General features: G+C 30.8%; 15 protein-coding genes. 11 read left to right on the top strand and 4 right to left on the bottom strand.

What is annotated here, in order from left to right; genetic code table 11:
* Window positions 1–13: 13 nt before the first annotated feature.
* Genes LX78_RS06795 through LX78_RS06785 form a run of 3 tightly spaced genes read left to right on the top strand, consistent with a single transcriptional unit; the run spans window position 14 to window position 1,903 of the window.
* The gene (locus LX78_RS06795) at window positions 14–316 is read left to right on the top strand and encodes a hypothetical protein (protein WP_245881493.1); all 303 of its coding nucleotides are present in this window, start codon (window positions 14–16) and stop codon (window positions 314–316) included.
* On the top strand, window positions 300–764 hold the full coding sequence (locus tag LX78_RS06790; protein WP_245881492.1) for a type II secretion system protein: 465 nt from the start codon (window positions 300–302) through the stop codon (window positions 762–764). Before LX78_RS06795 ends, LX78_RS06790 begins: the two co-directional genes overlap by 17 nt.
* Window positions 764–1,903 (top strand): type II secretion system F family protein, encoded by a 1,140-nt coding sequence (locus LX78_RS06785; protein WP_109681880.1) that lies wholly within the window; start codon window positions 764–766, stop codon window positions 1,901–1,903. Before LX78_RS06790 ends, LX78_RS06785 begins: the two co-directional genes overlap by 1 nt.
* A gap of 382 nt (window positions 1,904–2,285) precedes the next feature.
* On the opposite strand, the gene LX78_RS14995 is transcribed toward LX78_RS06785, so the two are convergent.
* Window positions 2,286–2,417 (bottom strand): hypothetical protein, encoded by a 132-nt coding sequence (locus LX78_RS14995; protein ID WP_281267906.1) that lies wholly within the window; start codon window positions 2,415–2,417, stop codon window positions 2,286–2,288.
* Window positions 2,418–2,692: 275 nt separating this feature from the next.
* Window positions 2,693–2,869: a hypothetical protein gene (locus LX78_RS14805; RefSeq protein ID WP_170109810.1), complete on the bottom strand. Its 177-nt coding sequence runs from the start codon at window positions 2,867–2,869 to the stop codon at window positions 2,693–2,695.
* A 223-nt stretch (window positions 2,870–3,092) separates the two neighbouring features.
* Here LX78_RS14805 and LX78_RS06775 point away from each other — a divergent pair, with 223 nt between their 5' ends.
* The 8 genes from LX78_RS06775 (at window position 3,093) to LX78_RS06740 (ending at window position 11,346) form a co-directional block, all read left to right on the top strand.
* Window positions 3,093–3,902, top strand: coding sequence for a type IV toxin-antitoxin system AbiEi family antitoxin domain-containing protein (locus LX78_RS06775; protein ID WP_109681878.1), 810 nt, complete (start codon window positions 3,093–3,095; stop codon window positions 3,900–3,902).
* Window positions 3,899–4,690, top strand: coding sequence for a nucleotidyl transferase AbiEii/AbiGii toxin family protein (locus LX78_RS06770; RefSeq protein ID WP_109681877.1), 792 nt, complete (start codon window positions 3,899–3,901; stop codon window positions 4,688–4,690). The genes LX78_RS06775 and LX78_RS06770 overlap by 4 nt, the downstream gene beginning before the upstream one ends.
* 304 nt (window positions 4,691–4,994) lie before the next feature.
* Window positions 4,995–6,008, top strand: coding sequence for a CBASS cGAMP-activated phospholipase (locus LX78_RS06765; RefSeq protein WP_109681876.1), 1,014 nt, complete (start codon window positions 4,995–4,997; stop codon window positions 6,006–6,008).
* A 4-nt stretch (window positions 6,009–6,012) separates the two neighbouring features.
* Entirely contained in the window at window positions 6,013–7,011 is a 999-nt protein-coding gene (locus tag LX78_RS06760; protein ID WP_109681875.1) for a CBASS cGAMP synthase, read from the top strand.
* Window positions 7,012–8,760, top strand: coding sequence for a ThiF family adenylyltransferase (locus LX78_RS06755; RefSeq protein ID WP_109681874.1), 1,749 nt, complete (start codon window positions 7,012–7,014; stop codon window positions 8,758–8,760).
* Window positions 8,757–9,236 (top strand): Mov34/MPN/PAD-1 family protein, encoded by a 480-nt coding sequence (locus tag LX78_RS06750; protein WP_109681873.1) that lies wholly within the window; start codon window positions 8,757–8,759, stop codon window positions 9,234–9,236. The genes LX78_RS06755 and LX78_RS06750 overlap by 4 nt, the downstream gene beginning before the upstream one ends.
* A gap of 38 nt (window positions 9,237–9,274) precedes the next feature.
* Complete coding sequence (locus LX78_RS06745) at window positions 9,275–10,879, top strand: hypothetical protein (protein ID WP_109681872.1); 1,605 nt, start codon at window positions 9,275–9,277, stop codon at window positions 10,877–10,879.
* Entirely contained in the window at window positions 10,861–11,346 is a 486-nt protein-coding gene (locus LX78_RS06740; protein ID WP_109681871.1) for a hypothetical protein, read from the top strand. Before LX78_RS06745 ends, LX78_RS06740 begins: the two co-directional genes overlap by 19 nt.
* A 1,605-nt stretch (window positions 11,347–12,951) precedes the next feature.
* On the opposite strand, the gene LX78_RS06725 is transcribed toward LX78_RS06740, so the two are convergent.
* A complete protein-coding gene (locus tag LX78_RS06725; protein WP_109681868.1) occupies window positions 12,952–13,188 on the bottom strand; it encodes a hypothetical protein in 237 nt (78 codons plus the stop codon).
* Window positions 13,166–13,588 (bottom strand): DUF5675 family protein, encoded by a 423-nt coding sequence (locus LX78_RS06720; protein ID WP_109681867.1) that lies wholly within the window; start codon window positions 13,586–13,588, stop codon window positions 13,166–13,168. Before LX78_RS06720 ends, LX78_RS06725 begins: the two co-directional genes overlap by 23 nt.

Below are 13,588 nucleotides of genomic sequence, written 5' to 3'. Positions count from 1 at the left end.
AGCATCTACACTTATGGAAACCTTGGTCGCCACGGTTTTAATTATCATTGTTTTTATAATTACCAGTATGATATTAAATAATTTGTTTTCTGGAAGTATAAAAAATAATACACAGGCTATTGATACCTATTTAAAGGAGCTACAATATTTACAATTTCATGATAAAATCGATTTACCATATTCGGAAGACTATAATCATTGGGAAATATCCATTGAAAAATATGATAATAACAAGTTTCAACAAATTGAAATAGAGGCATTAAATAAGCAAACCAATAAGACTATAACAAAGAAATATATTGAACAAATTCAATAAAATAAAAGCCTTTACATTAAGTGAAATAATAGTGGTTTTAATTTTAACCAGTATTGTTGTGGCATTGGCGTTTTCAGTATTATCATTGGTTCAAAAACACATGCGCAGTATTGAAGAAAACTTAAAAGAGCATACAATTATTAATAAGTTAGAAGTGTCTCTAAGTTTAGATTTCAATCGTTTTTCAAAAATTAATTATAATGACATGGAACAAGAATTACGGTTTTACAATGAAATAGATACCATACAGTATCAATTTAATAGTGACTATATCGTAAAAGAACTTGACACATTTAAAATTCAGTTGCAAAACAAGAAATTATATTTTGAAGGGGAACCGAAGCAAAATGGAAATATAGATGCAATTAAGTTAACTATATCTAACAATAACAGCAATAAATTCATTTTTGTGTATAAACAAAATGATGCAACTTCATTTATAGAATAATGGCTTTTAATTTAGACAACATACAAACCAAAGAAGCAATTTCTAAGCCAAAGAAAGACATACAATCTGGGTCTTTTTTTACGAAGGAGATAAAATTATTTAGTAAGCCTTACTCAAATAAAATTAAGGAAGCTTTTTATATTGAATTGAGTGTGTTGTTAAGAGCAGGTGTTAATCTCAAAGAAAGCTTAGAATTAATAAGTAACTCTCAAAAGAAAAAGCATACTGAAGAAGCACTTCAAAAGGTTGTTGACGACATTGTTTCTGGTAAGAGTTTATCCGATGCTTTAAAGGTTTTTAAGCAGTTTTCAGATTATGAATACTATTCCATTAAAATAGGAGAAGAAACAGGAACACTTTCACAAGTTATCGAGCAATTGGGGTCGTTTTATGCTAAAAAGAATGAGCAACACCGAAATTTGGTAAGCGCACTCACTTACCCTATAATTATCCTAACAACAGCAGTATTAGTTGTTGTATTTATGTTGCAATATGTAGTACCTATGTTTCAAGACATTTTTGAACAGCAAAAAGTAGAGCTTCCAGCCATCACGAAATTTATTATTAATGTGTCAGGATTTATGAAATCATATAGTTGGCTTTTGTTACTATTAATCATTGTAGTTATGGCTTCAAGAACAGCATTTAGTCAGAAAATATGGTATAAGAAAAACAAGGACAAATTCATTTTAAAACTTCCCTTTATTGGCGATTTCGTAAAAACAGTGTATTTGTCACAGTTTACACAAGCAGTAACACTGTTAACGGCCTCTAAAGTGCCAGTTGTCAATAGCATTCAATTGGTAAAACAAATGATAAATTTTTATCCCCTAAAAGAAGCTTTAGAGGCTGTAGAATCAGAAATCCTAAAAGGTAGCTCTTTAAGCGAAAGTTTAAGTAAGCAACCAATTTTTGATCAAAAAATGATTGCGATGGTTAAAGTAGCAGAAGAGACCAATCAAAATGAGTTTATTTTCGAAAGACTAAACAATCAATACAATACACAAGTAGATCAAAGATCCAAGTTATTAGCAACCATCATGGAACCTGTTATTATTCTTATAATAGGAGTTCTTGTAGGAGTTATTTTAATAGCCATGTATCTGCCCATGTTTAAATTAAGTAGTGTGTTGGGGTGATGACTTTATTCTTACTTTTTTTTGATATTTGGGATAATTATTTTTTAATGATAAAGGAAGAAATGTTCGTTTTTTATTTTAATGTTGAAGATTTAAAAATCGCATGTTCGAATCCCTTAGGGGTCGGTAATAAAAATGTAACTATTTACTTGTTAGTCTATTAAATCGGTTGGTTTTTTAAATTGTGTCAATTGTGTGCCAATTTTGTGCCAATACAGGTTTTTTTAAAAAGGGATTAGTAATATAATATATTACTGTTTTAGCTTTTTTTAGACTGGCAAACATGTAGATTAACAATGCTCCAATTAGATACGAAATCAAATTAGAAAGGAGATTTATAGTTATGTCTTTAAGCAATTCCATTATTTCTAAGAATCTAGGGTTAATCCCCTTTCTTATGTTTATGTGGCTTTAGTGATGGCGTATTTTTTGGAGTTTCCTTATTATCTCGTTGTCGTCTGTCTGGTTTTCCTGTGGAATCAGCAATTCTTTTTGGTCCTGGTTTAATTCCCATAATATATTTCTTTTATTAATGTTAAATTTCACTACTACAATTTAAGTTTTTTTTTGATAGTAAATTTAAATTATGTAAAATTTCTTGACTCATTAATGTTTAAGAAATAACATACCCAATTATTAATTTGCTTTTGAAAAAGTGTTGATGAAGAATAAAAAGGACAACACCGGATCGAACGTTAAAAAATGTCCAGTGGACATTTTTAGTGAAGGAGCCAGCTGGCGTGTTGGCAAATAAACACAACACCGACATAACACCGACAAAATTCCAATTCAAAGACCCAAAAATAAAACAATTTCAATAGATTTGTTAATCTGAATATTCAACCAATTTACGTTGAATACTACCGAAATAAAATCCTTTACTGCTTCTGGATTGGGAAACAATGGAATACCAATATAGGATTGATTAGCTTGGTTAGGTCGAATATTTGGTTTCAATTGTATCATTTTACAGAGGATGAAAAAGAAAAAGAATCTAATTAATTATAAAACACAACACCGACTCAATACTGACAAATCAGCGTAAAAACATAATGAATCTGTAAAAAATATAAAAAAATGGAAGGGTTCATTTCAAATTTATTCCTTTTAATATTGATATAAAGTAAGTAATATATTATATTCGCATAACACTACACATTTTGTAGTAAATAGCAAATAAAATATATTAGTGAAAGAGGGTGCGTTGTCATATAATTATTTAGAGGAATTCTTAGATAAAATAAGGGCTAAAGGGCGATTTGCATTTACATTAGATGAGGTTAAAAGCCAATTTAACATATCAGATAAAGCTATAAGTCAGAATTTATATCGGTTAAAATCAAAAAATAAAATAGTACAAATACGTAAAGAATTTTATACCATATTACCTCCAGAATATGCACACCAAGGTATAATACCCACTAATTTATTTCTAGATGATATGATGTTAGCTTTAAATAAGGAGTATTATTTAGGGCTTATTTCTGCTGCAGCTATTCACGGTGCATCACATCAACAATCAATGGAAACATTTGTAATTACCGAAAAACCAGCACTTCGTAATGTTAAAAACAAGAAATTAAAGATTAATTTTTATGTAAAAAATTGCTGGAACAAAGAGGATATACTACAAGTAAAAACAGATGCAGGCTATATGAATGTATCATCTCCAGAACTTACAGCTTTAGATTTACTGTATTACATTGGTAGTCTTGGTATGAATAGAGTAATAACAATTTTGGAAGAGTTATTTGAAGTTGTGAAAGCAAGTGAATTAAAAAAAGTTGCTAAGAATTATCCTCAAAAAGCGGCAATACAAAGGTTAGGGTATTTATCTGAAACCATATTAAATAATCAAAAATTTAGTGATATACTATATGAGTCTATCAATCTCAAAAAAGGAGCAAATATTCCTTTAATGCCAGGAAGAAATAGAAAAGGGAAAATCAATACTAAATGGAAAATAATTCACAATGTAAAAATTGAAAGCGACCTATGATACCAAGAAGATACATTGAAGAATGGAAGGAATTTGCTCCATGGCCAGAAAATGCTCAAGTAGAACAAGATTTAGTTATTGAAAGAGCAATTATTGAAATATTTTCAGATAAGTTTTTAAATGAGAACTTGGCGTTTAGAGGTGGTACAGCATTACACAAACTATTTTTAAAGCCACAAGCAAGGTATTCTGAAGATATTGACTTGGTACAAATTAAAGAAGGTCCTATAAAGCCTATTTTAGTAAAATTAAGAGAAGTCTTAAGCTTTTTAGGAAAAGTTCGAACCGTCAAACAAAATGCAAATAATAATACAATAGTATACCGTTTTAATTCAGAAATACCACCAGTTATTAATTTACGTTTAAAAGTCGAAATTAACTGTAGAGAACATTTCAATGTATTGGGTTTACAGCAAGTTCCATTTAAAGTTAAAAATGGTTGGTTTTCTGGAGAGTGTATGATAAATACCTATTTTTTGGAAGAATTATTAGGCACCAAATTAAGAGCCTTATACCAACGAACTAAGGGTAGGGATCTATTCGATTTGGATGTCGCCTTATCAAATGTGGAAGTAGATGCTGATAAATTGATGCAATGTTACAAAGAGTATATGGCATTCTCAGTAGGGAACCCACCAACTCAAAAGCAATATATTGCAAACATGGAAGAAAAAATGTTAGACGATGAGTTTACAAATGACATTTTCACACTATTACGTCCTGAAATTGAATATGATAACGATAAGGCTTTTAAGAACATTACAGAACAGTTGTTAGAAAAAATATAATTATGCTATCAAAAGAGATAAATCTATAATTAATAAACTCTGAGATTTATTTTAGAAGGGAGTTATGTATAATCCATCAGTTGTACTAAAAAAAATCTCTTATTTACTTATTACCTGAAATTCAATACAAAAAAAAACTCAATTGATTTTATTAATTATTCATAAAAGCAATCAATCTATTCCAGAATAAATATTAATTTAATAAAAAATGACATTATGTCATAAAATTTATTAGATTTTGTTTAATTTTTAGTAATTGCCTATTTGGTTTAATTATTGACATCGAATACTCAAAATAACCAAAATGGAAGGTAAGAAATTTAAGATTTTAGCAATAGATGGAGGAGGAATCAAAGGTTTATATTCAGCATCTATTTTAAAAAAGTTCGAAGAGACATTTAATTGTAAAACCGGTGACCACTTTGATATGCTTTGTGGTACTTCTACAGGTGGTTTAATAGCTTTGGCTTTATCTCTCAAAATTTCTGCAAGTGATATCTGTGACTTCTACACTGATAATGGGGAAAAAATTTTTCCAAAACATAAAGAAACCTGGCTTCCATATTTTGGTAAAGTAAATCATGGTTTGGTTAAACAAGTAGCAAAAGGAGGTAAATATACAGACGAAGGACTAAAAGAAGCACTCAAAGAAATTTTTGGCGACAAATTAGTTGAAGATTGCAACAACTTATTTTGTATTCCAAGCTATTCAATTACAGAGGCAAAACCAAAAGTTTTTAAACGTGATCATTCAGATTTATCGCGAGATAATAAAGCACCAATAATTGATGTGGCACTTGCAACTTCGGCTGCACCTACCTATTTTCCAATGGCCGAATCTGAATTTTACGATAACGAACAATTTGTTGATGGTGGTGTTTGGGCAAATAACCCAACTTTAGTTGGTCTTTTGGAGGCTCTGAAATATTTTGTTGGCAATGGAAAGCCATATGATTCCATCGAAATATTGTCTTTGAGCAGTCTATCAATAACTGGTGGCAAAAAAACTGGTTTAAAAAGAAAAAGGTCTTTTATTGATTGGAAAGCGGATTTGTTTGAAACATCCATGAACGGCCAGAGTTATTTTTCAGACTTTTTCATGTCTCAAATCCACGAAATCTATGACGTTCATATAAATTATTTAAGAATTCCAAGTGTGTCAATTTCAACAGACCAAGAAGACTTAATTCAGCTCGATGTTGCAAATAAACAAGCTTTCGATTTGATGAAGATTAAAGCAAGTGAACAGGCACTAATATTTGAAAAGAAAGACAAAATTAAAGAATTATTTACAACAAAAAAATCATATATAATATAATAACATGGCAGATCTAAATGAAACATTTGTAGAGTTTAATGATATCATTAAGCTTTCGACAACCAGAAAAGATGAATTAAGAAAATCAAGAAATGCGGTACGCGAGGATATTAAGGATTATTTCAATAAAAATAGAGATTTACATACGGTTAAGTTCAAGGGACAAGGTTCATTCTCAATGAATACATCTATTTTGCCCTTGAGTGGAGAATATGATGTAGATGATGGTGTTTATATTTTTGGTAAAAAAGAGGATAGACCAACTACATCAACAGCTCATAGTTGGATTGTTAAAGCTGTAGAAAATAGAACAGACCAAAATACTATTGACAAAAATACCTGTGTGAGAGTACAATATGCTAAAAAATATCATATAGACTTACCAATTTACTATAAAACGACGGATAGCAACCATGAATTTTTTTATGATAGCGAAGATGTTCCGGAACTGGCCCATAAGGGAGAAGGTTGGGTAGAAAGTGATCCCTATGCTTTTAAATTATGGTTTGAAAAGGCGGCCAAAGATAAAGATCAATTAAAACGGATAGTAAGATACCTTAAGGCTTGGACAGACAACAAACATCATCTAAATCTTCCAAGTGGGATAGTTTTTACAATATTGGCAGTAAATAATTATGTAAGTAATTCTAGCGATGATAAAGCATTTCTAGAAACATTAGAAGCAATTCAAAAGTCTATTGATGATACAAGAAGTTATTGGGCGAGTTATGTCTGCAAAAGACCTACTATCAATACAACAGAAAACTTACTAGACAAATATTCATCAGAAACAAGAAAGAAGAATTTTTTAGATGCCTTGGATGGTCTAATCAATTCTGGCAAACAGGCAATTGAATTGAAAAGCAAAAAAGATGCGTGTGCGAAGTGGCAAAAGCATTTAGGTGATAGATTTCCATGTTCTACAATAGAAGAGGATGACAAAGAGTTAGCCAAAGCTTTCACAGTTACAGATCAAATTAGATACGATAATAAATCGGCCTAAATGTTTGATTTTAAGAATTTATTGGATGAAATATCTAAAACAGAAAACTGTAATCAATTAAATGAAGAAGAGTTAAAATCACTAGATTACGATTTCTTTGAAAACGGTACCGTTTGGCAAGTTTCGACAGAAATTACTATTGAGGGTAAATGTACAGATATTACATTGTATATTAATTTCCCAACTAACTTTCCGTTCAGTTTTCCAAAAATATTCATTAACAAAAGTAGTTATGAGCCAATAAAATACATTCCTCATATTAATTCTGATTTGTCCATTTGTATTTTTGACGAGGGTAACAATCCAGTAATGCCTAAATCTAATTTGATTGAATTGCTATGTTTAATGCTCTCCAAGGCAAAAAAAATAATTACATGCGCCGATGATGATGAATATAAAAAGGAAGAGTTCTTAAATGAGTTTAAAGCATATTGGGAATTAGTATATTCAGAAAAAGATACTGTTTCCAATTCTGGTTTTCATTCAATAAATAACGAGAGTACGCTTTCTGTAAAAGGTATAGGATTTACAAATAAAATGTTCTGTGGTTATGAATATTTCATCTCTAATAATGACGCTGATTTAGATAGAATTAAAAATATTTCTACTTTAAATGGCTATAAATATCAAGAGCTATCTGTAATTATTATAGATAATCCGTTTGATATTCCTCCATACGATACTACTTTTATGGAGTCATTAATATTGCTTCAAAACGATAATGATAGATTCCAAGAATTTAAGAAATTATGTAAATCTAAAGAGTTCAATAGTGTAATTATAGTGTTCAAGAATACAAAAAATTCGGTTAGCGAATATTATGGTTGGACTTATAAAAATGTAGCAATGCTATTGAGAAAACATGGAGGCTATAGGAATACAACTTCTAAATTTATACATCTTAATGCGCCTTACAATAGCCATAAATTGGTGTCTAGGTTATCATTTGATAATATTTCTTTGGATAGACTTCAGATACGCACAACCGGATATGTTGAAGAACAAAAAAGTATAGTTATAAGTGGTTTGGGAAGTATTGGTTCGAATCTAATCTATTTCCTACGTAATTTGCCAATCAATAAATTTCATTTAATTGATAACGATTCATTATCACCTGAAAACATAAAGAGACATTATTTAGGTCTTTCGTATTCAAAATACAAAAAGGTTGACGCTATAAAAAATGAATTATGCAATATAAATCCATTGAATATAATTGAAATAAGAGATGATTCAGTTAATAATGTAATATTAAAAGAACCAACTTTTATTAATGACTGCGATTTTCACATTGTTGCGATTGGAAAAACTAATGTCGAAAATTTTATACTAGAAAACATACAAAATGGTGTATTGTCAAAACCGACTATACTATTTTGGGTAGAACCATTTTTGGCGAGTGGTCAAATGCTGTTTGTTTTGCCCAAAGATGCACCGAAAGTCATTGATTTAATTTCTCAAAATAATTTCCCTTTTCATGTATTGGACAATGTAAATAGCCAACTTGATAAAACATATATAATAGAAGGAAGTTGTCAGTCTGGTTATTTTCCATATTCCTCTGCATATTTGACTTATTTTCTTTCAATGATTTTTCCATACTTAAAACTACATTTGTTGAGTAATAATGAAACTTCAAAAATATATTCCTGGATAGGTGATAAGGCTTTACTTAAAGAAAAGTTATTAATTACAAGTCAATTTGGTAATTCTAACGAATCGTTTCAATTAATAATCAATGAAGTATGATAACAGTAAAGTTGGGGAATGTTAAAGTGAAAATTTATAAAAACGTTATAGATAAGATGAATGATTATATTCAGGATGTCAGTTACAAACCAGAATCTGGCGGCATTTTAATGGGGTATGTATTAAAAGAAAATGTTTTTGCAATTAATGATATTTCAGTACCAAGCAAGTTAGATAAGGCAAGTCGGTATAATTTCACTCGTTCCAAAAAAAATGCACAACAGATATTGAATAAAGCTTTCAATAACAGTGATGGTAAACAAATTTATTTAGGTGAATGGCATACACATCCAGAAGATTTTCCCTCACCATCAAATTTAGATTTTAAGTCAATCAAAAAACAATTTCAAGGCAATATTCTCAATTCTCCATTGATCTTCATGATAATATATGGCAGAAAAGGTTTTTATATAACCTATGAAAAGGGTGATTCAATTCGTTCAGCACAGAATATCAGTTTCAAATCTTTGAATTAATTATAAAAAAACTAAACTTTGTAATTACTACTAATCTTATGTACACATATCTTGCAGTATTGAGTTCCGATTCTTTGACCAGAGACAAGTACTTGTTGACAATAGAGGTATTAGAACAAGGCATAAAAGAGAATGCATTGAGAGGTATGCCATCCTTAATTGAGCACGATTTTCACAGACCTTTAGGCTGGATATTCCCATTTGGGTTGTTCATTGAACCTAAAATAAGCAAAACAATAGGGAATTTTCTTGTTTGTGAAACTGATAAAGATGCTAAATTAATTTTTCCCAAAATAGAAGATTATTGGCAATACATAAATCATGAAAGCTGCAAAAACCATATAGGTACATTTAAGAAGCTTTTAGATGATAATTACTCAAAAGATGGAAGTTTCATTGATAAAGGTTGTGTGTCTTATAACTTACCAAATATTGTTGAGAAGGTATTTCCAAAGCTATTTGAAAAAATTGATAAATCAGGATTAATATTTTTAGACGATATTTTAGAACAATTCGATTATGTTGGTAGTGGTGTTTTTAAGAGTAAGTCTAATGAGTTCAGTATATTTTGTCATCAATATTTCAATAGAAATTTATCATTAATAAATAACTTCAATACTTACTTCATTGATGAATTTATTCGCTTAAATTCAGAAGAAAATGTCACCTTACGAATTGCAATAGACCGTAACCTCATAGGTTTATCAGAAACTTTCAGAGGAACTTTAGAATTTGACTATTGGTGGGGTCCAAAATTTAATAATGATATTTCAAATTTACCAAATCAAGTCACAAGGTATCAAAGCAATGAAAATCAAAAGATGTTTAGCGAAGTAAAAGGGACAGAGTTTTGGTGGAAAGCAGATGGTGACGAAAAAACACTAGAAGTTGAAGAAATTAGAGAAAAACCATCTTTAGGAATAAATGAAGAAACTTATGGATGCCGTTATATTCACTCAATATATAATAACCCTGAAAAAGAATTTATTCATTTTGATGGTGCAATCAGAACCTACACAGAAGAACAAATATTAAAAAGATGGGACTTAAGCATAAACAAAGCTGGAAAAAACACACTTTACACTAAACTCTTTCGAATTGATGGCAAACTTGAATTAGCCGATTGGAAAAAGTTATGCATTCTTTATTATAAAAGCAACCCTCTTATATTTGAATATTTTGGAGCACAGGAAGAGTATAACAATTTAGTTAATTCCACAAAAAAGGAATCAAAACAAACAAATTATATTCCCAATAAAATAAATATTCAAGATGGAGTAAGATTATTTGTATCCTATTTCAATAAGTCTGATAATTATGATTTATTTGAGAGAAAAGTTATAAATCCAGATATAATAAAATTTGGAAATGACGAAACTATAAATGTGATTGAGTATGACATAATAGAAATAGAAAAGTGTATACGACGAAATGGTGGAGAACTCGAATACCCAAATGAAGTTGAGTATGTAAAACCATTTGACTATTACACTAACTACCCAATTATAATTCATGGTTCTAAAAATTTAACGACACTTGTAAAAAATACATTAAATGCATTTAGAACTATCTTCGAAATTCAAAACCAAACTCTAAATAAAACAATTAGCTTTACAATAGGGAAATGGATGATTTTGAAGTAAGACTTTCCGTTTTTGGTAAATCCTCTGAAATATTAAAATGGTTAATTGAAAATCAAAATATTCCAACAAACTACAAATTATTCAAACAATGGTTATTTACACAAAGAAAATGGATATATAATAATTACGAATACAATGAAAAAGAATTCACACATCTATTAAAAGACGATGGTATTTTTTATATAAAAAGAAAAACTATTGACAATAGTATTATTTCGTTTATTAATAAAGAAGATAAAAGTTACTATAAGATAAATACTCAAGGCAAAGAAGATCTAAAACACCTAATAGAAAATAAAATTATTCATCCGTCACGTTTAGGATTAATTGAGAAAATTACATGCTCAAAGACTGGAGAAAACTATTTAACTTCAAAAACATCTAAATACCTAGACAAAGGAGTGAATATGGTTATAGAAAAAATCAGTTTAATTGCATTTTTCTGGACGGATGAAGAATATTTCTAAAAATCCGAACAAATATTAATCCATCTTCATTACAAACTTCAGTACAATACTTGAACAATCGGGAAGGCAGGTAATAAGGTGTTCGTCAATCGTTCCATTTTGTTCCATAAAACATATCTGCAAGAGCCAAGTATGTCATTGCGAGACTTTTGATAAAAAGTCGTGGCAATCTCATCAAGTATTACTACAATTATTTAGTAAGGCTCTTGCATATACCATAAATAGCACCACTGCGGCGACACGTCCTCGTTGGCACTATTTATTTGTTTTATTTCACACATTCTCTCCTTCCTCACCCGTAGCTACTCTTGCCCCTTAAAATCTCTATAAGGTCAGCACTCCGTGCTGTTCTTTTTATTTAAGGGGCAACCGCTACTTAATATGATGCGAGCCTGCGGGTCGCTTCGGGCAAAACCCACATAAATTTATCTAGATTGAAAGTATTGTTTTTAATTGAAATGTAGGTGTTGCTTCATATTCTGATAGATTAAGCATGTGGGTCTGCGGGTGTCACATTTTTTGAACTACTCCAGATTGCAAATAAGATAACTTTATCCTCGCGAATGCGGGGACCTCTTAAATGTATTTCCAATTTTTGTTAAATAAACCTATTATAGTAAAGTTAAAAGTTATCCTATTTTGCAAACCATGTAAGAGCAACTCATTCAGTCGGCAATTCCATCCACGCTTAATAGTTTTTACATTACGGATTGGCTAAAGTTAGGTTTCACATCAATTTTCCTCAAACCCTTTAACTTCTCAATATTCTTGTAGTTTAGTGAAACGCCAAACCTTAAATGAAAACTATTCTCAAAACCTTCCATTGCCTCTTTCAATCGTTGCACTTACCCAAACTTGAATATTCGGTAAATACCAATACAACTTCATCTGACTATAAAAAGAAATCAAAAAATGCGCCACCCTTGCGGTAAACCGTTGCTGTGGTACGCACTTTTGCCGAAAAGGCAACGTGCTATTACCACACCACCCTTGCTCATCTCGCAGTCGGCTCGCGCAACTAGATTACCTGCCAAAACAATAATTTAAGGCCATAAAAAAAAATAAAAAAGAAAACGAAGATAGCTGGCTCCTCTGCCCAACGCTGCATGCTATAAAGGTCAAGCCCTTCGGGTTTTGAAAAAAATCTCCACCCGGACGGAACGTTAAGAAAATGTCTAGCAGACATTTTTAGTGAACGTGCCAGCTGGTGCGTAGGCATGAATAATATTATTTAGTCAACTATCTGCCAGCTACCACTGTTACTGTTCACTAAATTTCGGGTAGTATTTTTTCCAAAAACCTTGACAGCATGATCCACGCCATCTAAAATGAAGCTTTCTTTTTTATTTTTTCTTTGTTTAAAAAATTTATTAGGAAGGAATAGGATGAAAAAAGAAAACCCGGAAGAAATCCGGGCAATCTATCATTTGAACTTTTTGAAGCGATTTACTAAACATTTAAAAAGCATCGAGGCTATAAAACTGACCAATGCACCAGTGAATGCCATAATGATCGTAACCACGAGGTCGTCGGGTGGTATATTAGGTAAAATACCAAAGACAGTACCACCAACAATGCTTATTTTTTCATTGAAATTGAAATGCATTATGACGCTTCTTTAGCGGTTTTTTCGCCATCTTCATCAACTACCACAGCTTGACTGACAGCAGTCACCACAGTACCTGCAACAGTTAAATAAGTAGCAATAGTAATAATAATTGCTGGCAAGCTAATAGGAGCAGCTATAATAGCACCTCCAGCTGTAGCTAAAGCGATTCCAATATTTCTCAAAGTTTTGAAAAACTTCGGCGTTGGTTTTTTATAACGTTCTATAATGTTCATGATTTTGAGATTTAATTGTTAATAAAATTTGTTCTTTTCGGTCTTGAGCTTGAGATACCAAAGACAATAGTTTTTGCATCATAGGTCTTGATTGAGAGCCTTTACCAATACCACTTAAATAGGTAACAGGAGCAATACAGCCTTCTAATTCCTTTAAAGCATCATTAGCAGGGTGAAACAGAATCAAACGTCTATTTGGAACACCTTTAACTAAAAGATGATTTTGAAAGCGTTTAGAAAATCTTGTCACGATTTCATAAGTGCCTTCTGGAATACAAGACATATTTCGTTTGTTATCATTCCAGGGCAATTCAATGGTATGACATAAGAATGAGCCAGAACAAAAGAGAGTACCGTTGGTACCCTCTTTAAAATAGGCTCTATGAAGCACGAACTCCAT

It is taken from the genome of Xanthomarina spongicola, assembly GCF_003148645.1.
GTDB classification, from domain to species: domain Bacteria; phylum Bacteroidota; class Bacteroidia; order Flavobacteriales; family Flavobacteriaceae; genus Xanthomarina; species Xanthomarina spongicola.
The sequence above is the reverse complement of the archived record's forward strand: the minus strand, read 5'-3'. Positions and strand labels throughout refer to the sequence as shown.

What these genes read in the sequence shown, in the direction of transcription:
- LX78_RS06750 (WP_109681873.1), top strand. Translation starts at nt 8,757, where the DNA reads ATGATAACAGTAAAGTTGGGGAATGTTAAAGTGAAAATTTATAAAAAC.
- LX78_RS06765 (WP_109681876.1), top strand. Translation starts at nt 4,995, where the DNA reads ATGGAAGGTAAGAAATTTAAGATTTTAGCAATAGATGGAGGAGGAATC.
- LX78_RS06740 (WP_109681871.1), top strand. Translation starts at nt 10,861, where the DNA reads ATGGATGATTTTGAAGTAAGACTTTCCGTTTTTGGTAAATCCTCTGAA.
- LX78_RS14995 (WP_281267906.1), bottom strand. Translation starts at nt 2,417, where the DNA reads ATGGGAATTAAACCAGGACCAAAAAGAATTGCTGATTCCACAGGAAAA.
- LX78_RS06785 (WP_109681880.1), top strand. Translation starts at nt 764, where the DNA reads ATGGCTTTTAATTTAGACAACATACAAACCAAAGAAGCAATTTCTAAG.
- LX78_RS06725 (WP_109681868.1), bottom strand. Translation starts at nt 13,188, where the DNA reads ATGAACATTATAGAACGTTATAAAAAACCAACGCCGAAGTTTTTCAAA.
- LX78_RS06770 (WP_109681877.1), top strand. Translation starts at nt 3,899, where the DNA reads ATGATACCAAGAAGATACATTGAAGAATGGAAGGAATTTGCTCCATGG.
- LX78_RS06755 (WP_109681874.1), top strand. Translation starts at nt 7,012, where the DNA reads ATGTTTGATTTTAAGAATTTATTGGATGAAATATCTAAAACAGAAAAC.
- LX78_RS06745 (WP_109681872.1), top strand. Translation starts at nt 9,275, where the DNA reads ATGTACACATATCTTGCAGTATTGAGTTCCGATTCTTTGACCAGAGAC.
- LX78_RS14805 (WP_170109810.1), bottom strand. Translation starts at nt 2,869, where the DNA reads ATGATACAATTGAAACCAAATATTCGACCTAACCAAGCTAATCAATCC.
- LX78_RS06760 (WP_109681875.1), top strand. Translation starts at nt 6,013, where the DNA reads ATGGCAGATCTAAATGAAACATTTGTAGAGTTTAATGATATCATTAAG.
- LX78_RS06795 (WP_245881493.1), top strand. Translation starts at nt 14, where the DNA reads ATGGAAACCTTGGTCGCCACGGTTTTAATTATCATTGTTTTTATAATT.
- LX78_RS06720 (WP_109681867.1), bottom strand. Translation starts at nt 13,588, where the DNA reads ATGGAGTTCGTGCTTCATAGAGCCTATTTTAAAGAGGGTACCAACGGT.